The sequence below is a fragment of the Martinezella sp. CNPSo 3964 genome, from assembly GCF_057784375.1.
In genome coordinates, this window is the sequence record NZ_JBXSOW010000024.1 from 1 (window position 1) to 20,649 (window position 20,649).

Sequence of the window (20,649 nt, forward strand, 5' to 3'; positions counted from 1 at the left end):
CCTCGAGAATTTCCCCGGCGGCACGGTTCATGTCGGAAAAGGTAAACTGCTTCATAGCGGCCTTATGAATAGTATCACCTAAGATATGTATTTCATGCGAAACATGTAGCGGAAGTTCGGGTCATTGAGATTCGAATAACCGAACTGGTCCATGCGCCATTAGCACCGGGAAGCCAGAATTGAATTGATTTACCCCTCAAGGCGAAAGGGAATCTGGGTCCCAGATTACGGAATATCAATTGTTACAGAGATTTACCCAGTTTCGAGAATGGGTCGACGGTTCGATCCCATTCAAGAGCAAACGGAAGCCAGATACAGGTTGCGTTGCAAAGCTGCTGTAGTGGCGGGATCGGAAGTTCAAATATCGATATAGATTATTCCAATATTCTAGAAGATATATAAAGAGCATTTTCTGTAAAATATACACGTGTTTCGGTGAATTTTATCCTAAAAATGGTAAAATATACACTTTATAGTCGAAAATTGTAAATTGTATTCAAGAATATATTGTGATAAACTTTCTATAAATTTGGGAGGGTGCGGTGTTTTATCTGCGTCACGCCGTGACCGTTGTGTTGAGCGCCATGCTGCTCGCACCATTGTCTTCGAAAGCCGCCGAGAAGGTCGGCCAGGCGGTGCTGATTAAAACCGAAGTTACGGGTGCTGGCGGTCCGCTCGCGGTCGATGATCCCGTTCATCGGGACGAGCAAATTCGCACCTCGATTTCGGGCCTCGGACAGTTCACATTTCGGGATGGCACGAGACTGGCTGTCGGAGCCGGATCGTCCGTTACCATCGACAAATTCGTGTTCGATGACTCGGGCGCCGTGAAAAAGCTGACCATAAATGCGGCAAAGGGCAGCTTTCGCTGGATGAGCGGAAATTCGAACCACTCAGCCTATCAGATCGTGACGCCGGCCGGAACGATCGGCGTGCGCGGAACCGCGTTTGATTTCTATGTCGGAGCCAACGGCACGACGGCGGTCGTTTTGTTGAACGGCGCTGCGCAATTCTGCGGCGCTGGTGGCTGCAGACAGCTGAAACAGCAATGTGATTGCGTCGTTGCGAAACGCAACGGTCAGATCAGCGAACCTCGCCGAGTCAATCGCAACGTTCTCAAAACGCTGGGTAACCAGCGGGCTCTGCCGTTTCTGTCGGGGGATCAGCAACTTTCAGGGCGAATGGGTTTTGTCGGTGGCGGTGGTTGTGGTCTGTCGATGGCGATGAGGAGCCAGCCCAACGGGATCTCTCCACGCAGCGTTCCGGCGAACAATCCCAGTCCGACACAGCCCGATACGCCGAGTGTACCCAACACGCAGGATTCGCCACATACGGAGACGCCGACTACACCGACCGAAACTCCCACCACGCCGAATGTCCCAAATACACCAAATACGCCCGACAAACCGCATAACCATGACGATGATGATGGCAAGCATCATGACCCTCATCATGGCAGAGGCGAGCACGGATGGGGCGATCATCATCGGGGCGACCAGGACAATGAAGGCGATGACGGCGATCACAATGCTCAAGGCGATCACGATGGCGGACATCACCATCGCTGAGGTAATTCCAGGAAAACTGTGCAGCGGCTTTCCGTCCTGAATTGCGAGAAAACAGCGAGTTAGGGCGGCTCTGAGATTGCCTGAAAAAGCCTATTCGCAAAATGAGCTAGATATCGGCTGCCTTGTCCGCAGTCTCATCGACGAAGTGTCCACCCCGTCGCGAAATCTGGCTGTAAAAATCCTGCAACAGTCCTGTTGTCGCGGCTTGCGCCTTAAGTTTGGCGGCGCTGATGAGTTTGCGGCTGCCTGTCGAGCGTACCCGAAGGGCATTGACAAGCTGCCTGTGCGCAGCCTGCAGTTCGACAAATCCGGCGGATCTCGCCACGTGTTCGTCGCCGACCACCGCAAAGAGTTTGGTTCGCATACTCTTACCCTTCAGCGTCAGCGCTCCCGCTTCGAGCAGAGCGCAATCGGGCAGCAAGCCTGCCGTCGGTTCGGATACGAGAATGTCGAAATTGACGTCCTTGCAGGCGGATTCGATACGCGCGGCAATGTTTACGGCATCGCCGACTGCCGTGTAATTGAAACGGGTCTCGGCCCCCATATTGCCGACGCATGCAAGCCCCGTATGGATGCCGATCCCTATTCCGACCCGCCGCGCGTCTCCGAAACCGAAGGCATCGCCGCCATTGAGGCGGGCGAGTGTTTCCCGCATGCCGAGAGCCGCACGCACGGCTTTGCCGGCATGATCGGAGACATCGACAGGGGCATTCCAGAAGGCCATGATCGAGTCTCCGATGAACTTGTCGAGCGTGCCTTCATTGGCGATGACGTGGTGGCTGAGCGCATCGAGCAGCGTGTTCAGAAACGCGACGACGGCGCTCGGGCTCATCTCCTCGCTGATCTGGGTAAAGTTTCGCACGTCGACGAACATGACAGTCAGCTCGCGTTCATCTCCCCCGAGGCGTAGTGCATCGCGCGTATGCTCGATGCGATGGAGCAGCGATGGCGAGAGGTAATGGCCGAAAGCCCGCCGCACGTCGCGCCGCTCGCGATCCGTCACGAGAAAGCGGAATGCTGTTGCGGCGAAGTGCGTGATCGATCCCGAGACGATCGGTGCCAGCGGGTCGAAGAGAAGCCCCCCATAAAGAAAGGCAGCCCAGGAGGCCACAAGGGCAAAAAAGGTAATTAGCAGGCCGCAGGCGAGGGCCGCGGCCGGATTGACGAAGGTGGTGACGATCACCAGAAGGCTGCCTAAGACGGCGATAGACAGAATTTCCAGTCCGTCTGCCCAATCAGGCCGGGAAAGGAAGCGGCCTGAAAGGATCTGCTCGACGATCTGCGCGTGGATGGAAACACCCGGCACATTCTCGTCAAGGGCCGTCGTGCGGACATCCTGGAGGCCGGAAGCGGAGGTTCCGACGAAAACGATACTGCCTTCGATGGCGGTTCTGATATCGGCGGAGGCGCCCTCGGTCGCGAGTATCTTGCTTGCCGAAATATATCGCTCCGCGGTGTCTCGGCTGACATAGAGCCAAAGCTCGCCCGCCGCTGTTACCGGCACGACGAAATTGCCGATCTTGACCCGGGTGAGTGTATTGGGTGTGTGCGGCGCAGCGTCAAGCACGTAGGTGGAGGCTCCCTGTGCGACGCGAAGCGCCTCAAGCGCGAGATTGGGATAAAGCTGCTTGCCGTCACTGAGAAAAAGCGGAACCGCGCGCACCACCGCCGATGAGGTGCCCGGATTGAGGCTGATATGGCCGAGCCCTGTAGCATTGGTTTCCAATTGCGGCTGCAGCGGCGTGGCGGCCTTGATCGTTGGCGGGGCACCGGAGGGATCTTCGCCGGTATAGGCAAACCCTGCCTTGACCGGCGGCAGATAATTTCCCTCGTTGGAGAGGCCGAAGCCCAGAACCACCGGCCTTCCCGACAGCGATTGGGAAAAAATCTCATCATTGTCCGGTAGTTTGCCAAGCAGTGACGGATCGATGCCAATGATATCGCGAAAGACGTTGCGCGGCGACAGACGGTCCGGCTCGGCGAAGAGGATATCGAAAGCGATGGCGGCCGCACCCAGATCGGAAAGCCTGTCGACAAGCGCGGCAATCCGGTTTCTTGGCCAGGGCCATTGACCGAACTCCCGCAGTGACGCCTCGTCTATGTCGACGACCCGGACCGGCTGGTTCTCGAATGTCCGGGGCACCAGGCGCTGATACTGGTCGAATGTCAAATCGCGGGCGAGCCTTAGCAACGGAGGATCGCTTGCCCGCAGGGTGGTCAACGCGGTGACGAAGGCCAGGCCGATAACGACGCCAATTTGCTGCGCACGCGTCACCATTATGGTGTCAGCCCCTTTGCCCTGCATCCCGGACAATAAGTAACGGTTCGAAGAAGTACAAAAGTCTATTGGTCTGCTTCACCAAGGAAGAATACGCTGCCTTGTTACCGTGCACGATGCAATGATCAAAATATTGAAGGGATAGAGAAAAGAATTTTGCAAGGCGATAGTTGAGGCAATGCTGCAGGTTAGCGAAGACTTCGCGAAATCCAGCGCTTCAGCCCAGGATTGGCTCCATTCCCGGGAATTGAACATGGCTATTCGGGCTGACGAAGCGTTTGTAACGGTGGCCACATACTCACATATGCGCCAATCGCGGTTTTCTCAGTTCAGGGAGCACGTTGAATGAGCCGATTGACAATCGGCATCACTGACCAGCAACATCAGAGCCTAAAGGCGTTGGCGGCATTTATCGCGTGGCACTTCTGTGGTTGCCGCCCCTTTTGGCAAGAGGTTTCTGACCGTCTTTGACGCGTGATCGAGTGCGGTCTTCTGTCAGGCCTTTCGTTGCGGCGCTTGCAAAGGCCGCTGGCCTGTATGGTGATCTGCGGAGCGGGTCCAAATCTCAATGTCGCAGGGCATCACCTTGCATCTGGCCTTTGATGACAAAAGCACGATGGACCTGGCGTCGACATCGAAGCAGGCCGGCAAGGCACTCATGATCGCTGTCAGCTCAAGTTTTGGCCTAACTGGCGACATCCGGTTTGAGGCGGAGCTTGCGACGACCGCCGACGGCTTCCCGGCGCGACGCCATTAGCGTTTGCCGAATGCGCGCAGAAAGGTCTTCGTTGCCTCTCCCGCCATGCGGTGGACTTCTTCCTCTGGAGTTGGACGGCCGATCTGTTGGTTGATCCGCAGATCTGTTGCGAGCAGCGCCATGTACTGCCGCGCGGCAAGTGCCGGATCCTCTATGTCGAGATGGCCAGCGAGCGCGAGCTGTGCCAGGCGAGCTGCGATGGCGGGGTATTTCTTGCCCGGTCCGTATTCCTTCCAGGTCTCAAACAATTCGGGAAATCTGCCACCCTCGGTCTCGACGAGCTTGCGTAGCCAGCGGCCATTCGGATCGCAGACCGCCTTGCGCAGGAGAAGCGCCGAAAATTCGGTCAGGTCCTTTTCGAGATCGATAGGCGCCACGGGAAATGTATCCAACACGCGAAAGAAGTCGGCGCTCGACTTCTCGGTGATCTCCGCAACCACAACCTTGAACAGATTATCCTTGTCACCGAGTTGATTGTACACAGTCTGACGTGACACGCCGGCCCTTGCTGCGATGGCATCGATGCTCGCCGCCGCAAACCCGTCCTCGGCAAAAACGTTTGCGGCCGCGTTCAAGATTGCCTGGCGTTTGCTGGTGGCGGGCGGACTCTCTGTCTCGGAAGAAGCCGCTGCGGGCGAAGTTTTCATGACACCACCATATAGGACTTGACCAATTGGACAATACTGTCCAAAATATTTTACAGAAATGACGATCTATGCGTTGGAACCATCTTCGTCTTTCCACTGTCCCATCTATAATCGCCCACTCAATCCCCGTCACATGCTTTTTGTATGAGACTTTGCTTCGTCCGGGGAATGGTGTGCGGAAAAGGTCTTTTCCGTGCAGAGCAAGGATTCCGTTTCATCCCCCAGGGCCGGCGGCTCCCACCATGCCATCGTCCTTGGCCTTCTTTCAGCCGTGGGTCTCTTTGCCCTCGACATGTATCTACCCGCGTTGCCGGCGATCAGTCTGGATCTTCACGCTGACAGCCATGCAGTTCAGGCAAGCCTGATCTCCTTCTTCGCCGCCATGGCTGTGTCGCAAATTGTCTATGGGCCACTGTCGGACATGTTTGGCCGCAAACGGCCTCTGTACGTCGGTCTGGTGCTCTACATCCTTGGTGCGATCGGCTGCGCGCTTTCCACCGATATTAGCTGGCTGGTCGCATTCCGTTTCGTTCAGGGCACCGGCGCCTGTGCTGGCGTCGTAATTGCCCGCGCCATCGTGCGCGACCTGCATACGGGGGCCGCCGCCGCGCAACTCATGTCGCGGCTTATGCTGGTCTTCAGCATCTCACCCATCCTGGCGCCGCTCGCGGGCAGCATCGTGACAGTGTTCGGGAACTGGCGATTGATCTTTTGGGTCATGGTCTTCGCCGGTGTTGTCGGCTTCATCGCGGGCCGCTTTTTCCTTGAAGAGACCCGTCCGGTTGCGGCGCGCAGTGAAAGCAGCCTCGGCGGAGCATTGAAAGCCTATGGAACGCTCCTCAAGGACCCGTACTATCTCGGTCTGGTGTTGATGGCCTCCTTCGGCATGTCAAGCTACATGATCTATGTCGCCAACTCTTCCTTCGTACTGATCGGCCATTACGGGCTCTCTCCGACCTTTTACAGCTTGGTCTTTTCGGTGAATGCCATTGGCTTCATCGGCATGTCGCAGATGAACGGCTGGCTTGCCCGCCGGATTGGTTTGCGCAAGGTGATTCGCGGTGCGGTTTCTGGTTATGCGCTGACGATGGTGGCGCTGGCCGTCCTGATGGCCGGCGGAGCCGATCGCCTCGACATCATGGCGGCCTTCCTGTTTGCGGGCTACGCTTTCCTTGGAATGATCGTGCCGAATGCGGCGGTACTGGCGCTTGAACACCATGGCCGCATCGCCGGTACGGCCTCGGCGATGATGGGGACGATCCAGTTCATGACATCGGCGCTGGTGGTTGGCATCAGCGGTATGTTCATGGACGGTACGGCGAGACCGATGGTAGTCATCATCGCTATCTGCTCGGCCATCGTATTCCTCCTTTCGATCGCAGTGCTGAAGAGCAGGCATGTAGTGGCGGCTGAATAGATCTTGCTGCCAACGATTGCAGTGGCTTGCACAGACCGCTCGTGCCGAAGCACTCTTCAGTGCGAGCGAGATGCGCTTTCGGAGCGGCTCCAAAATCTTCGGACAGCGGAGCTTCGGGCTAACATCTCTTTTTCCCATCAGCCGCGGGTGTTCGCGTCAGCGTCGTCAGCGAGGGCTTCCAGCTCTGCAATGTCATCGCGGCATCGGGAGCTGCCGCATTCTGCTTCTGGCCGACTAGGGGGAGTTTGTTGGTCAGCGGCTTCAGCTGGGGCAGCATGCCATTGTAAACCTCCTCCCGGCTGCTTCCTTTAGGCAGCGGATTCTCCGGACTGTACCTTCCGGTCAGGACGCCCTGTTCGAGCGCCATATAGGCGAAGAATGGGATGTCGAGATGCGGCAGTAGTCCAGGATGCCAGCTTGCTTGGAGCTTCGGTAGAGGAGACTGTAGTGATTTCGAATGGCCTCGACCCGGAATCCGGCTTTTCCGAGGATCTGGAGGCATCCCCGGAGATGAACATGCTAAACCCGCTAGGTTTCCTGCGAACCTTCGCCGATCGATAGGAAGCGTCTGTCCAAGATCATGACCTTTCAAGTTCGGCGATTGCGCTCACTCGAAAACGAGCTGAACCTTGAGCGTCCGCTCCGGATGCCGTTCTACAAGGTCGAAAGCGGCTCGCGCATCTCTGGCGTCGAAACTCTGGGTGACCATTGCCTCTGGCCGAAGCGCACCCGATTCCAGCCATGTCACAACCTCTGGAATGAAACGGCGGTTGAGGCGTGAGCCGACCAGCGTCAGTTCCTTGCGAACGATTTCCTGCTGGCTGATGTTGCACGGTGCCGGCGAAAAGCCGAGCAGGCCGATGCGGCCGGCCGGAGCGGCGATGCGGCAAGCTTCTTCCAGCAGGCTCGGAATGCCGGCGCCGTCGATGACGACCGAAGGGCCGAGACCGTCGAGTTCCGGCGCCACGACTTCGGCAACGGACTGCTCACGCGAATGGATGACGACGTCGGCGCCGAATTCCTTCGCGCGCTCCAGGCGGTCGGCGTCGATATCGGCGATGATGCAGCGGGCGCCGCGCATCTTGGCGACTTGCAGCACGGTGATGCCGACCGTTCCGGCGCCATAGATCAGGACGACGTCGTCCTTGGTGCACTCCGTCCGCCACAGGACGTTTGCCGCGACGGCAAGCGGTTCTGCGAGCGCTGCAACATCGAGTCCCAGTTTTGGGGATACCTTAACGGCGTTGGCCTCGGGCACTACCGCAACGGAGCGGAAGCCGCCATCACGGTGGACGCCGATCACCTGGAGCTTTGCGCAGACGTTCGAACGGCCGGTGCGGCAGGGATGGCAGGTGCCGCAGGAGATCACCGGATCGGCGACGACGTGGTCGCCAACCGCGAGCGAGGAGACACCGGCGCCGAGCGCCTCGACGACGCCTGCGAATTCGTGGCCTATCACGCGGGGATAGGTCACGAAGGGGTTCGAGCCGTGCAGGATGTGCATGTCCGAGCCGCAAATGCCGGCGCGCTGTACGCGGATGGCCACTTCACGGGGGCCTGGTTGCGGTGCCTGCCTGTCGTCGACGACGAGGCTATGCGGTTCGCGAACGGAAATCGTCACCATGGTCTTTGTCCTCTTGCAAGTCTTGGCATTTGTATGGCGTCACGCGACACGTAGGGCAGCCAGTCGGGTGTCGACACGCATGCGCCACGTGTCGTCATTGATGAGGGGCGCCGGAAACAGGCCGGCGATATCGAAGAATGGTGCCGCCGACCCGGCCGATGCAGCGAGAGCTGCCGCCGATTTAAGGTCGGACGAGCGCGGATCGTCGATGTGTTCGGTCGTGATCAGGTAGGCCAGCCATAATGCGACAACGTCGGCAAAATCGGCGGCGTCGTCGCCAGCCGCCAGCCGCTCCATGGCGGGCGCGAAAATGCGCTGAGGCATCTTCTGCGTGCCGTCCATGGCGATCTGGGCGGTCCGATGCGCGATGGCGGGGTTCGAAAATCGGGCCACGAGTTCTCCGCGATAGGAGGCGAGGTCGATCTGCGGCACCGCGTCGAGTGTCGGCAAGACCGCTTCCATGTGCCGTCGCACCCGTTCGACATGCGCGGGGATTGCCATGACGTCGCGAACATAGTCCAGCCCGTTCAACTGGCCGATATAGGCGATCAACGAATGGGAGCCGTTGAGCAGCCGGAGCTTCATCTTCTCATAGGCATGGACATCCTTGATGAAGATCGCGCCGCCGGTTTCCCAGGCGGGACGGCCCGCAGCGAAATCGTCCTCGATCACCCATTGGGTGAAGGGTTCGGTTTCGAGCGCCAGGCGATCTTCCGCGCCGATGAGCGACGCGGCGAGCGCACGTGTTGTGTCCGTCGCGGCCGGCACGATCCGGTCGACCATACTGGAAGGAAAGCGGATTTCCCGCTCGATCCAGGCCGCCAACTCGGGATCGCGGCGTTCGGCCATTTCCGCGACGAGACGGCGGACAATGTGGCCGTTGCCGGGCAGGTTGTCGCAGCACAGAACGGTCAGCGGGTCGCGGCCGAGCGTCATGCGGCGCGCAAGCGCTTCGACGAGAATGCCGATCACGCCGACCGGCTCCTGGTGATGCGTTAAGTCGTGGGCGATGGCGGCATGCGACAGGTTGAGCCCGCCGGATATCGGATCGATGCCATAAGCCTTTTCGCTCACTGTCAGGGTGACGACGCGGGTACCGTTGTCGGAAAGCCGTTGGAGCAGGCGTTCGCGCCCCTCGGTTGCGGCAATGGCATCGACGATCGAGCCGACGATGCGGGCTTGGTCGCCATTCGCGCCGCGGCTGACGACGCTGTAGCGGTAGTCCTGTGCCTTGAGGTCGGCGACGATGTCGACCGACCTCAAGCTTGCGCCGGCGATGCCCCAATCACCGGACCGGGCATCGATAGCCTTATCGGTGTAGATGGCTTGATGAGCGCGATGGAAGGCGCCGATACCGATGTGGACGATGCCAACCTTGAGCGCCGCAGGGTCGAAGGCCGGGCGCTCGACGTTCGAAGGGAGGGAGGTGTTCTTGCCGAGGCGGTTCATCGCTCAATTCATTCCAAATACGGGATGCGAAAGTGTCTGCTCGATGCCGCGCAATTCGGCTAGGCCCTTGAGCCGCCCGATGGCGGGATAGCCGGGTTGGGCGCCACGCGTCAGATCGTCCAGGATTTCCTGGCCGTGGTCCGGACGCATGAATATCTGATGATCGGTGCGGCCCTCAGCCCTGCGGCTGCGTTCCTCGCTCACCAGCGCGGCGATGACTGCGATCATGTCGGTATTGCCGTCGAGATGTTGGTCCTCGAAGAAGGAGCAGGGGAAGCCTTCAGTCTCACGGCGGACATTGCGCAGGTGGGCAAAATGGATGCGCGGCGCGAGACGCTTCACCATGGCGGGCAGATCATTGTCCGGGCGCGCGCCGAGCGATCCCGTGCAGAAGGTCACGCCATTGGCGTTGCGATCGACGGCATTGAGAACTCTGACATAATCTTGCTCGGTCGAGAGGATGCGCGGCAGGCCGAGGAGCGGCCATGGCGGATCGTCGCCATGTGCACAAAGACGCATGTCGAGTTCCTCCGCGACCGGCACGACTTCGGAGAGGAAATCGATGAGGTTGTCGCGCAGCGCATCGGCGCCGATCCCGTCATAGCGCGCCAGCGCGGTGCGCAGCTCGGCGATGCTGTAGCCGTCGGACGAGCCTGGAAGGCCGGCGCCGATATTGCGGGAAAGGGCGGTGATCTTCTCCTGCGGCATGCCGGCAAAGCGTTCCCTGGCGGCTTCGATCAGCTGAGCCGGATAGTCGTCCGGCGCGCCGGGCCGTTGCAGCATATGAATGTCGAAAGAGATGAAATCAACGAGATCGAAGCGCATGGCACGGGCGCCGTCGGCGGTTTCCCAGCGCAGGTCCGTACGGGTCCAGTCGAGCACCGGCATGAAGTTGTAGCAGACCGTGGAGATGCCGGCCTTGGCCAGCTGGCGCAGGCTTTCTTTCCAGGCCTCGATATGGGCCTTCCAATCGCCGGTCATGGTCTTGATGCTTTCGGAGACGGGAATGCTTTCGACGAGTTCCCATTCCAGACCGCCGGCGCGGACTTCGTCCTGCCGCTTGCGGATTTCCTCGAAAGTCCATGCGCTTCCGGTCGGCACATGATGCAGGGCGCTGACGATGCCCTCAGCCCCGGCCTGGGCGGCATCGGGCACGCTCACCTTGTCGATAGGGCCGAACCAGCGCCAAATATGTCTCATGCTTGTTTTCCTTATATGGGCCAGGCTCAAGCCAGGGCCGCAGCGGTGTTCGACTGACCGTTCGCGGCAAAGGCCGCGACGGCGCGAAGAGGGGAGCCAGAGCCGCCGGCGATCGGCAACGGCAGAGTGATCAGGAACGAAAAGGCCGGCACGTCGCCGAGGCGGGCGAAGTTCTCGCCGATGAGGACGCCTGCGCTGAGCAGCAGCTTATGGGCCGGGAAATCCGTGCTTCCGAAACAGTCGAGCGACAGGCAGTCCGAGCCTGCTATCCGGATACCGCGGTTAAGCAAGTATTCGCACGCCCCGCGCGACAGGCCCGGCCAGTCGCTCAAGAAACGCGGATGGTCCGCCGGATTGTGCCAGAAGCGATCCCAGCCGAAGTGGAACAACACCGCATCGCCGGCGTCGATTTCGCCATGGGCGGCTTCGAATGCCTTGATCCGCCTTACCCTGACGGCCTCTCTCGGCGTGCAGTCACGTGCGTCGATCTTCGCCATGCGTCCAAAAAAGGTCTGCAGATGAACTGCGTCGATCCCGGCGGCGCCTTTGACGAAGTGCAGCGGCGCATCAAAATGCGTGCCGGTATGTTCGCTCATGCCGAGGAAATGGTTGCAGGCGAGATCGCCGCGATCATAGCTCTCGATCACTTCCTTGCAAAAGAAGGGATGCGTTGGCCACACGGGGATCTGCGGCGTCAACGCGTGGGTGAGATCCACGAGGGTCATGTCGCTTCCGAAGGCCTTTTTCAGGGTGGTGATGTCCATCTCACACGGCCTTCGGTTTCGGGACGAGTGCGACGATGAGGATTATCAGCGCGCCGGTGAGGACGAAGCGCACACCGGCCTGCATCTGGAAGGTGTTGAGCATCGTCGCCATGAGGTTGAAGAACAGTGCCGCGCCCCAGATGCCGACTGCGTTGGCCTGGCCACCGGCGACGCTGGTGCCGCCGAGGACCACGACGGCGATCGCTTCCAGCAAATAAGTATCGCCCATATTGAGCGCTGCGCCGCCTGAAAAACCTGCAAGTAGGAAGCCGGTAAGGGCCGCGGTCACGCCGCAGAACATATAGGCGATCAATCGGACGCGGATGACCGGGACGCCGGCGAGGCGTGCCGCCCGTTCGCTCTGCCCGACCGCCAGCAATCGCCGGCCCCAGACGCTGCGGGCCAGAATGACGGCGACGGTGACAGTCAGGACGATCGCCGTGATCGGCATGATCCGCATGCCCGCGACCGACCAGAAGGTGAAGGCGGAAAGGGCCGCCGGAGGTTTCAAGGTTGCTTCGCCGCCGAGATTGAAAGCGAGCGACTGGAAAACGAAGCTCCAGGCGAGCGTCGCGATGATCGGTGGCAGGCGCAGCATCGTGATTGCCAGGAAGTTTGCCGCGCCCGCCAGTGCTCCGACCAGCACCGCGACCAGAAGACCCGGAAGGATCATGTCGTTGCTGCCGCTCATGACGGACATCGACAGATAGGCCGACAGGGTCAATACGGATGGTATGGACAGGTCGATGTTTCCGGGGCCGGACGCGATCACCATCATCTGACCGGTGCCGACAACGACGCTGAAAGCAGCAAAGACAAGCGCTGAAGACAGGGTCGGCACCGCGCTTGCAAAGCCGGAATAGGCGATGGTCGCGATCCACATGACAAGCGCGACAATGAAGCCGTAGGTCCAGGGTTTCAGAGAAAAGCCGCTCATGATTTCTTGTCCGAGAGCAGGATGCGTCCGGCCAGTACCAGGAAGAGGATGCCGCCCTGCGCGCCGATCTGCCATGTCGGCGGCACTTGCAGGAAGCTCAGGAGCGATCCGGCCAGCGCGAGCGTCAGTGCCCCGATGACCGTTCCGACCGGGGAGACGATGCCGCCGGCGAAAGAACCGCCACCGAGGATGACGGCGCCGACGCCGAGGAGGGTATAGGCCGGTGCGACATTCGGATCGCCAGAGGTCGTCAGGCCGGTCAGGGCGATGCCAGCAATGAGGCCGAGTAGGCCGGCGGCAGCATAGACGGCGGCGCGGATCACGGTGATCGACCAGCCGGCGCGCTGGATGGCGCGGGGGTTGCCGCCGGCACCCCTCAGCACAGCCCCGTAAGAGGATTGGCTGATGACGAAATGACCGATGAGGGCGGCGGCAATGGCGAGCAGCACCGGCAAAGGCAGGAGCGGCGGCCGCCAGGCCATGAAGCCGGACAGCCATGCGGGAGCAGCGCCACCCGGAGCGGGCAGGATGATGATCGCGACGCCAAGCCAGATGAACGACATGCCGAGTGTCACGATGATCGACGGCAACTGCCGCAGATGGATGACAAGGCCGACGCCGGCATAGACGAAGATGCTTCCGATATAAATCGCGATTGCGAGCATCGGGGCCGTGTCGAGATAGAGCGCCGTGACGCAGGTGACGAAGCCGACGAAGGAGCCTATCGACAGGTCGATGTCGCCCAGCATGATGACGAGCATCTGTGCCAGCGCTGCAAACATCAGCGGCACAGCCAGCTTGAACAGCAGCGTGAAGCCGAAATAGCTCATCGCCGTCGGGCGAATCCAGAAAATCACGGTGAGCATGACGACGAGCGCGATGGCCGGAAGGCCGACCTGCAAGGCGGGCGCGAGCCGTTTTGCAAGATTGCGCTTCTGCCGGGGAAGAACGAAGTCAGCCATCCGCGCCTCCGAACGATGCTTCGAGGATGCGGTTGTGATCGATCTCGTTGCCGGCGACTTCGGCGACGGCGCGACCTTCGCGGAAAACATAGAGACGGTCGCAATTCTTCAGCTCTTCGAATTCGGTCGTGTACCAGATGAAGATCCGGCCGCGTTCGGCCTCGTCACGAATGAGCTGGTAGACTTCCTGCTTGGTGCCGACATCCACGCCGCGCATCGGGTCATCGAGCAGGATGACCTGGCCGTCAGACGCGAGCGCGCGGGCAAACAGCACTTTCTGCTGGTTGCCGCCGCTGAGCGACAGGATCGGCGTATCGATCGACGGTGCCTTGACCTTGAGACGTTGTGACCAGGTCTGCGCGAGCGCACGCGCGGCGGATGGCGACACAAAGCCGCCCTTCCGGAGCGCATTGAGGCTCCGAAGCGTCAGGTTGTCGGCGATCGACCAAAGCGGCATGACGCCTTCGACGCCGCGGTCTCCGGCGACAAAGGCGACGGGCACCTTGCGGGTAGCGGCATAAATGGCCCGCAGGCGTTCGCGCTGCCCGTGACCATCGAGACCGGCGAAACCGATGATGTCACCGGGAGCCGCATTGATCGGCAGATCCGCGCCATCGATGCCGGCATGGTTTACGATCGGGGCCTGGGTCGCTTTGCGCGTGGGGACAGCGTTCCGCTCGTGTGGCGTTTCGATATTGCCCATCATCCCGACCAGATCGGAGCGCGTCAGGCCGGCAGCCGGACGGTCTCCGACGATCGCGCCATCCATCATCACGACCACACGGTCGCAGACGGCCAGGATTTCGTTGAGGCGGTGGGTAATGAGAATGCAGGCGACGCCACGCATCGATGCCGTCTTGATATAGGCCAGCAATTGCTCTGCCGGCTTGTGCCCGAGAGCCGAGGTGGGCTCGTCAAGGATAACGCAGCGTACCTTGTCTACCGTTTTGGTGAAGGCGCGGGCAATCTCGACCATTTGCCGCTCGCCGATCGAAAGGTCGGCGATCTTGGCATCCACATCGATTCCATGGCCCGGAAAGATATCGTCCAAAGCCTTGGTGATCAGCCTGCGCGCCTTGTGCCGCCAGCCGACGCCGCGCAGGCTGCGATGGATGATGCGCGCATTTTCAGTGGCGGAAAGATTGGCGCAGAGCGATAGCTCCTGAAAAATGCACCGCAAGCCGCCGGCTTGCGCTTCGGCGACTCCCCAGCGATCCACCGCCTGACCACTATAGATGAATTTCCCTTCCGTTCGCTGGATCGCGCCGGAGATGACGTTCATCAGGGTCGACTTGCCGGCGCCGTTATGGCCGACCAGTCCGAGGACTTCGCCTAGGGCAAGACTGAAATCGACACCGACGAGCGCGTGGACCGCGCCGAAGCTCTTGCGTATCCCGCGGGCCTCGATAAAGAGGCCTGCGGCAGTATCCACGGCGGTTTGGGAGGGCTGCATTGCTGGTCGCCCTACTTCGGAGCCGGAACCATGGGCAGCGGTTCCTTCTTGACGTTGGCGTCGATAATCTTGGCGACGAGATCCTGCGGATAATCGGCATTGACGACGCCACCTTCCGGAACCGTCTTCAGCCAGGCGTCGAGATCTTGCTGCTGGATCTGCAGGAGGGGCACTTCGACGAACTTCGGAACGTTCTTCCCAGCGAGGACTTGCTGTGCGACCCAGAAGGCAACCTGTGAGACGGACGGCGTTGCGCCGAGAGAGAAGGTCTCGTAGCCGGTTGCATCATGCTCCTGCTTCCAGAGCGCTAGCTCGTCCTGGCGATTGCCCATGATGATGATGGGAAGCTCGCGACCCGCAGCCTTAAAGGCCTGCGCTGCGCCATAACCATCACCGCCCTGTGTCAGAACGCCATCGATCTTCGGCAACGACGGAAGAATGCCGGATACTTCTTTCTGGGCCACGGTCGCGGTCCATTGGCCATAGACCTCGCCAACCCTCTTGTAGTTCGCATGGGCTGCCAAAGCCTTCGTCACGCCCTCGTTTAGCCGCTTGTCGAATCCGTCACCCGCCATGCCCCGGATTTCGAGGATGTTGGCAGGCTTGTCTCCGAGCTTGCTCGAGATGTAATCCAGTTCAGCCTTGGCATAAGAGTCCAGGTTGTAATCAACCACATATGCGCAGGGTTCTGTAACGCCGCTGGCAAAGGCGACAACCACGATGCCGGCGTTGCAAGCGTCCTTGATTGCGCCGTTCAGTGCCGTGTCCGAGCCGGCAAGGACAATGATGGCGTCGTAACCCTGCAGGATGAGGTTCTGTATCTGCGATGCCTGCTCGGTGACCGAATTGTTGGAGCTGACGACGGCCGTGCCGGCGATCTTACCATCGGCCTTCGCCTTGGCGCCCATCGCCTCGAAGCTCTTGATCATCACCTGGCGGAACGAATTGCCGGCATAGGAATTGCTGAAGGCGATCTTCTTGCCGCTGGTGTCGCCGCTCGCCACCCCTTCCTGCGCTATCGCAGCGCTGCAAAAGATTGAACCGGCCAGAAGTGTTGCAGTTGCAGTCTTGAGTAACCCGAATTTCATGGTGTCATCCTCCCTGGATCACGTCACACAGTCATCGGCGCTCGCGGTCCTTGTCTCGGACGGATATCAGGCAAAACCATTCGCATGGATGCGGTTCCTCTCGTCGCGCCTAGTATTGAAATACATACTACCATGGTAGAGTGTCAATCCAGCTTGTGGATTATTGCCGAATAATGTGCGATTGCCATATTGTTTGCATACAGCGGAGGTCAGGAACGATGGCGACGAAGAGATCCAATCAGATAGAAGCCGAAGAGCTTCGTCAGAGCACGCCGTCGTCGACGGTCCTGCAGGCGATCAATCCTCGCCAGCCCATTGCAGCGCAAATCTACGAGCGGCTGCGGCGGGCCATTACGACGCTGTCCATGCTGCCGTCGGAGGCGTTGAGCGAAAAGGAGCTTTCCCTGCAACTTGGCGTCAGCCGGACGCCGGTTCGCGAAGCGCTGATCCGGCTTGCGGACGAAGGGCTGATAGACATCCTGCCACAGCGCGGGAGTTTTGTGGCACCGATCCGGCTTCGTGACGTCGAAGAGGCTCAATTCATTCGGGAATCTCTGGAAGTCGCGGTCAGCCGCAGACTTGCCGGCGGCTGTTCGCGGCGCTTCCTGACGGAGATCAAGAGCAATCTCTACGACCAGGAAAAGGCGGTCAATACCGAAGCGCTGGACCTCTTTCTCGATCTTGACGAAGCTTTCCACCGAAGTTTTTGTGAGGAAGCCGGCCTGCCGAAAAGCTGGCGTGTCATCCAGTCCGTCAAGCTGCAGATGGATCGCGTTCGCTATCTGAGTCTGCCCGATCTCGGTCACCTGCGCGTTCTGCTGACCCAACATCGCTCGATCGTGGACGCCATCGAATCAGGTGATGTCGAGAAGGCAGGCAACGATATGGCGGCGCACTTGCGCGAAGTGCTTCGTACCGCGCGAAAACTGAGCGAACAGCGTCGCGATCTCGTGGAAAACTAGCCCGTCCGCCCTCGGGCGCATGCGCGCCACATCGTAATTGACATTGTACCATGGTAGCATTACAAGCCATCGCCAATGGAGATCGATCGGGGTGATGGAAACCGCGCGACAGGTGATCCTGGTGCGGGACGAGGAGAGGTATGGGCGGAGGACCGGTCGCCGATCGCCAGACTATCGAAATGGGCTGTGTTCCGCTCGGCGATAGTGGCGCGGTTTCATTGTCTTACAGGCCGCATCGCTTCGTTCCGCACAGAATGAAGCAGGCACGAGCATGTATCCGCACCATCCGGCACGGTAACGCGCTTCGGATCCGCAGCGTCGGGGTGGCAAAGGCGGGCGCGGACATCGGCAACATTCGGATTCACCAATATATTCAAGGGAGGAATGCATGAACATATCTCGCAGAACATTCGGTATGCTGACGGCTGGAGCCGCAGCCGCAGGTCTGTTGTCGGCCCCGGGCCTGTCCCGCGCCGCCGCGAAGGTCAAGCTGCGCTACGGTACGGCATTTCCGGCCAGCCATCCCGGCGTCGTCCGGATCACCGAAGCCGCCAAGGCAATTGCAACCCGCTCCGAAGGCGCGGTGGAGCTTCAGGTTTATCCGAATAGCCAGCTCGGTGGTGAAGCGGATATGTTCACCCAAGTTCGTGGCGGCGCGCTCGACCTCATGTCGACCTCCGGCGTCAACCAGACGGTCGTTCCCGTCGCCAGCATCAACGCCGTCGCCTTTGCCTTCCCGACCTATGACCACGTCTGGAAGGCGATGGATGGCGAACTCGGCGATCATGTCCGCAAGGCATTCCTTGATGCCGGCCTGTTCGTCTTCCCGAAAATGCTGGACAACGGCTATCGCAACATCACCACCGGCGCCAAGCCGATTACCGCACCGCAAGACCTCAACGGCATGAAGATCCGCGTCCCGGGCAACCAGCTGTGGGTCACGCTGTTCCAGACGCTGGGCGCGGCGCCGACGCCGATCAATTTCGGCGAGCTTTATGCGGCTCTGCAGACCCATGTCGTCGACGGTCAGGAAAATCCGCTGGCGTTGATCCAGAGTTCGAAGCTCTACGAAGTGCAGAAGTATATCGCCCTGACCGGTCATATCTGGGATGGCCACCACATCTTCTGCAACAATCGCCGCTGGCAGGCGATTCCGGCCGAGATGCGCACGATTATCCAGGAAGAATTGACCACGGCAGCCGTGAACGAACGTGCCGACGTAAAGGACCTCAACGAAAAGGCCATGGTCGACATCAAGGCAACGGGTGTCGAGTTCAACAAGGTAGAGACCGCGCCGTTCCGCGAAGCGCTTGCCAAGGCCGGCTTTTATTCGAAGTGGAAAGAAAGCTTCGGCGCCGAAGCCTGGGGTCTCCTGGAAAAGGACGTCGGCACGCTGTAACGGGCCGATGATGAATAGGACGCTCGCTTTGCCGTAAAGCGTGCGTCCCGCCGCAAATAGCGGAGGCGTATCGCTCCGCCTAAACGTTCCGGTTTGCGAAAAGGCAGGCCGCGCCGCTCGGATCGGCGGATTTTTGGGAGGTCAATCATGGGTGCGACAGCTGGTGCGGAGGTGATTGCTCCGCGTGGGGCGTTTCAGCGTTTCGACAGTCTGCTCGGCCATGCCGTGGAGGCGACCGCCGCGCTGCTGGTTCTGGCGGAGGTCATTCTGCTCGGTTGGGCGACGCTTGCTCGATACGCCCTTCACAGTCCGCTCGTCTGGTCCGACGAAGTTGCCACGATCCTGTTTATCTGGCTGTCCATGCTTGGCTCGGTGGTGGCGCTACGCCGCGGCCAGCACATGCGGCTGACGGCCTTCGTCCGTAAGTTCTCGCCGCCCTGGCAAGAGCGCGCCAATGCCTTTGCGATGATGATCGTCTCGGCGCTCCTGCTCTTGATGGTGGTGCCGACATGGCAGCATGTCGAGGAGCGTATCATCAGCGTGACTCCTGTCCTGCAGATCAGCGAAGCATGGCGCGAAGCCGCGATGCTTGTGGGCGTCGTGCTGATGCTGCTCACAGCGATCGATAAGATGATCCAGTCAAGCAAGCCGGTACAGTTGATTGCAAGCCTGGTGCTTCTTGCTGTCATCTTCGGCCTCTTCCAACTGGCGACGCCGTGGTTCGACGAGATCGGCAATTACAGCCTGCTGATCTTCTTCCTCGGCATTGTGCTGGTGGCTATTGTTCTTGGCGTGCCGATCGCCTTTGCCTTCGTGCTGGCGACCGCGGCCTATCTCAATTTCGCAAGCTGGGTGCCGCTTTCCATCGTGCCGGGCCGGATGAGCGAGGGCATGTCGCACATCATCCTGCTCGCCGTGCCGATGTTCGTGTTCCTGGGCGCCATCATCGAGATGGCCGGACTGGCGCAGGCAATGATCGCCTTTCTCGTCTCGCTGATCGGCCATCTGCGTGGCGGCCTGCAATATGTGCTGCTCGGTGCGGTCTATCTCGTTTCGGGTATTTCCGGTGCCAAGGCTGCGGACATGGCAGCCGTCGCTCCGGCGCTGTTTCCGGAAATGAAGAAGCGCGGCAATCGGGAAAGCGATCTGGTCTCCCTCTTGTCGGCGTCTGCGGTCATGTCGGAGACCATCCCGCCGTCAATCGTGTTGATCACGGTCGGCTCGGTCACCGGCGTGTCGATCGCCGCCTTGTTCACCGCAGGCCTTCTTCCCGCCTTCATCGGCATGCTGGCGCTCTGTGTCGTCGTCTACGTCCAAACGCGCGGCGAAGATATGAGCCATGCGAAAAAGGTCGATAGCAAGCTCAAGCTGAAACTGTTCTTCGCTGCGATTCCCGGCCTCGGCCTGCCGATCGTCATCCGCACGGCGGTGGTCGAAGGCGTGGCAACAGCCACCGAAGTCGCCACGATCGGCATCATCTACTCGATCATCGTCGGCGCTCTCTTCTATCGCAAGATGGAGTGGCGCAGACTTTATCCGATGCTGGTCGATGCGGCCTCTCTATCGGGCTCCATCCTGCTCGTCGTCGGTGCGGCGACCGCCATGGGATGGGCGCTGACGCAATCCGGCTTTTCGCAATATCTGGTCGACCTGATGCAAGGCGTTCCCGGCGGAAAGATCAGCTTCCTGCTGATTTCGGCGCTGAGTTTCATCATTCTGGGCAGCGTCCTGGAAGGCGTGCCGGCGATCGTCCTGTTTGGGCCGCTGCTTTTCCCGATCGCCAAGCTGCTCGGTATCGACGAAGTGCATTATGCGATCGTCGCGGTTTTTGCGATGGGCTTTGGGCTGTTCTCTCCGCCCTTCGGCGTCGGGTTCTATCTGGCCTGCGCCATTGGCCGTGTTTCGCCCGACGACGTCATCGGCAAGGTCTGGCCGCATCTTCTGGCGTTGTTCTTCGCTTTGCTGTTGATCATCTTCATTCCATGGATTTCCATCGGCTTCCTCTAACGCCCCAACTCGGCAAAGCAGATACAAAAATCATGCAATTCTCGATGGCGGCGGCGCCAACAACATGTGTGGAGTGAGAGGGTTTTGGGCACGCATAGATCTTTCCTCCGTAAAGCACAAAGCGGCCTGCCGTGGAT

17 protein-coding genes and 1 pseudogene are annotated in these 20,649 nt (G+C 60.0%); 7 read left to right on the plus strand and 11 right to left on the minus strand.

What is annotated here, in order from left to right:
* Positions 1–542: 542 nt before the first annotated feature.
* A complete protein-coding gene (locus AC13Q5_RS34760) occupies positions 543–1,568 on the plus strand; it encodes a FecR family protein (RefSeq protein ID WP_488504928.1) in 1,026 nt (341 codons plus the stop codon).
* A 106-nt stretch (positions 1,569–1,674) separates the two neighbouring features.
* Here AC13Q5_RS34760 and AC13Q5_RS34765 read toward each other — a convergent pair whose 3' ends face one another.
* A complete protein-coding gene (locus tag AC13Q5_RS34765) occupies positions 1,675–3,846 on the minus strand; it encodes a CHASE2 domain-containing protein (RefSeq protein ID WP_488504929.1) in 2,172 nt (723 codons plus the stop codon).
* A gap of 345 nt (positions 3,847–4,191) precedes the next feature.
* On the opposite strand from AC13Q5_RS34765, the pseudogene AC13Q5_RS34770 reads away from it, so the two are divergent.
* Both AC13Q5_RS34770 and AC13Q5_RS34775 read left to right on the plus strand, forming a co-directional pair.
* Positions 4,192–4,254 (plus strand): annotated as a pseudogene (locus AC13Q5_RS34770) (antitoxin); the annotation flags it as partial.
* 160 nt (positions 4,255–4,414) lie between these two features.
* Complete coding sequence (locus AC13Q5_RS34775; RefSeq protein WP_488504930.1) at positions 4,415–4,603, plus strand: hypothetical protein; 189 nt, start codon at positions 4,415–4,417, stop codon at positions 4,601–4,603.
* On the opposite strand, the gene AC13Q5_RS34780 is transcribed toward AC13Q5_RS34775, so the two are convergent.
* A complete protein-coding gene (locus tag AC13Q5_RS34780; protein ID WP_488504931.1) occupies positions 4,600–5,250 on the minus strand; it encodes a TetR/AcrR family transcriptional regulator in 651 nt (216 codons plus the stop codon). The genes AC13Q5_RS34775 and AC13Q5_RS34780 overlap by 4 nt on opposite strands.
* 193 nt (positions 5,251–5,443) lie before the next feature.
* On the opposite strand from AC13Q5_RS34780, the gene AC13Q5_RS34785 reads away from it, so the two are divergent.
* Complete coding sequence (locus tag AC13Q5_RS34785; RefSeq protein ID WP_488504932.1) at positions 5,444–6,667, plus strand: multidrug effflux MFS transporter; 1,224 nt, start codon at positions 5,444–5,446, stop codon at positions 6,665–6,667.
* Between the two features lie 118 nt (positions 6,668–6,785).
* Here AC13Q5_RS34785 and AC13Q5_RS34790 read toward each other — a convergent pair whose 3' ends face one another.
* The 9 genes from AC13Q5_RS34790 to AC13Q5_RS34830 all read right to left on the minus strand — a co-directional run bounded on the left by AC13Q5_RS34790 (position 6,786) and on the right by AC13Q5_RS34830 (position 16,144).
* Positions 6,786–6,944: a hypothetical protein gene (locus AC13Q5_RS34790; protein WP_488504933.1), complete on the minus strand. Its 159-nt coding sequence runs from the start codon at positions 6,942–6,944 to the stop codon at positions 6,786–6,788.
* A 330-nt stretch (positions 6,945–7,274) separates the two neighbouring features.
* Positions 7,275–8,291, minus strand: a complete 1,017-nt coding sequence (locus AC13Q5_RS34795) for a Zn-dependent oxidoreductase (RefSeq protein WP_488504934.1) — start codon at positions 8,289–8,291, stop codon at positions 7,275–7,277.
* A gap of 39 nt (positions 8,292–8,330) precedes the next feature.
* Positions 8,331–9,740, minus strand: a complete 1,410-nt coding sequence (locus tag AC13Q5_RS34800; RefSeq protein WP_488504935.1) for a mannitol dehydrogenase family protein — start codon at positions 9,738–9,740, stop codon at positions 8,331–8,333.
* Between the two features lie 3 nt (positions 9,741–9,743).
* Entirely contained in the window at positions 9,744–10,940 is a 1,197-nt protein-coding gene (gene uxuA / locus AC13Q5_RS34805; protein ID WP_075857245.1) for a mannonate dehydratase, read from the minus strand.
* 26 nt (positions 10,941–10,966) lie between these two features.
* Entirely contained in the window at positions 10,967–11,704 is a 738-nt protein-coding gene (locus tag AC13Q5_RS34810) for a cyclase family protein (RefSeq protein WP_488504936.1), read from the minus strand.
* 1 nt (position 11,705) lies between these two features.
* Positions 11,706–12,641, minus strand: coding sequence for an ABC transporter permease (locus AC13Q5_RS34815; protein ID WP_488504937.1), 936 nt, complete (start codon positions 12,639–12,641; stop codon positions 11,706–11,708).
* On the minus strand, positions 12,638–13,603 hold the full coding sequence (locus AC13Q5_RS34820) for an ABC transporter permease (protein ID WP_075857242.1): 966 nt from the start codon (positions 13,601–13,603) through the stop codon (positions 12,638–12,640). Before AC13Q5_RS34820 ends, AC13Q5_RS34815 begins: the two co-directional genes overlap by 4 nt.
* Positions 13,596–15,056 (minus strand): sugar ABC transporter ATP-binding protein, encoded by a 1,461-nt coding sequence (locus AC13Q5_RS34825; RefSeq protein WP_488504938.1) that lies wholly within the window; start codon positions 15,054–15,056, stop codon positions 13,596–13,598. Before AC13Q5_RS34825 ends, AC13Q5_RS34820 begins: the two co-directional genes overlap by 8 nt.
* A gap of 11 nt (positions 15,057–15,067) precedes the next feature.
* Complete coding sequence (locus tag AC13Q5_RS34830; protein ID WP_488504939.1) at positions 15,068–16,144, minus strand: substrate-binding domain-containing protein; 1,077 nt, start codon at positions 16,142–16,144, stop codon at positions 15,068–15,070.
* Positions 16,145–16,362: 218 nt separating this feature from the next.
* Between AC13Q5_RS34830 and AC13Q5_RS34835 the strand changes: the two genes are divergently transcribed.
* From AC13Q5_RS34835 to AC13Q5_RS34845, 3 genes are all read left to right on the plus strand, one after another.
* Positions 16,363–17,106: a GntR family transcriptional regulator gene (locus AC13Q5_RS34835; protein WP_075857240.1), complete on the plus strand. Its 744-nt coding sequence runs from the start codon at positions 16,363–16,365 to the stop codon at positions 17,104–17,106.
* Positions 17,107–17,494: 388 nt separating this feature from the next.
* Positions 17,495–18,505 (plus strand): TRAP transporter substrate-binding protein, encoded by a 1,011-nt coding sequence (locus tag AC13Q5_RS34840; RefSeq protein ID WP_075857239.1) that lies wholly within the window; start codon positions 17,495–17,497, stop codon positions 18,503–18,505.
* Positions 18,506–18,652: 147 nt separating this feature from the next.
* Positions 18,653–20,512: a TRAP transporter large permease gene (locus AC13Q5_RS34845; protein WP_488504940.1), complete on the plus strand. Its 1,860-nt coding sequence runs from the start codon at positions 18,653–18,655 to the stop codon at positions 20,510–20,512.
* Positions 20,513–20,649: the final 137 nt, after the last annotated feature.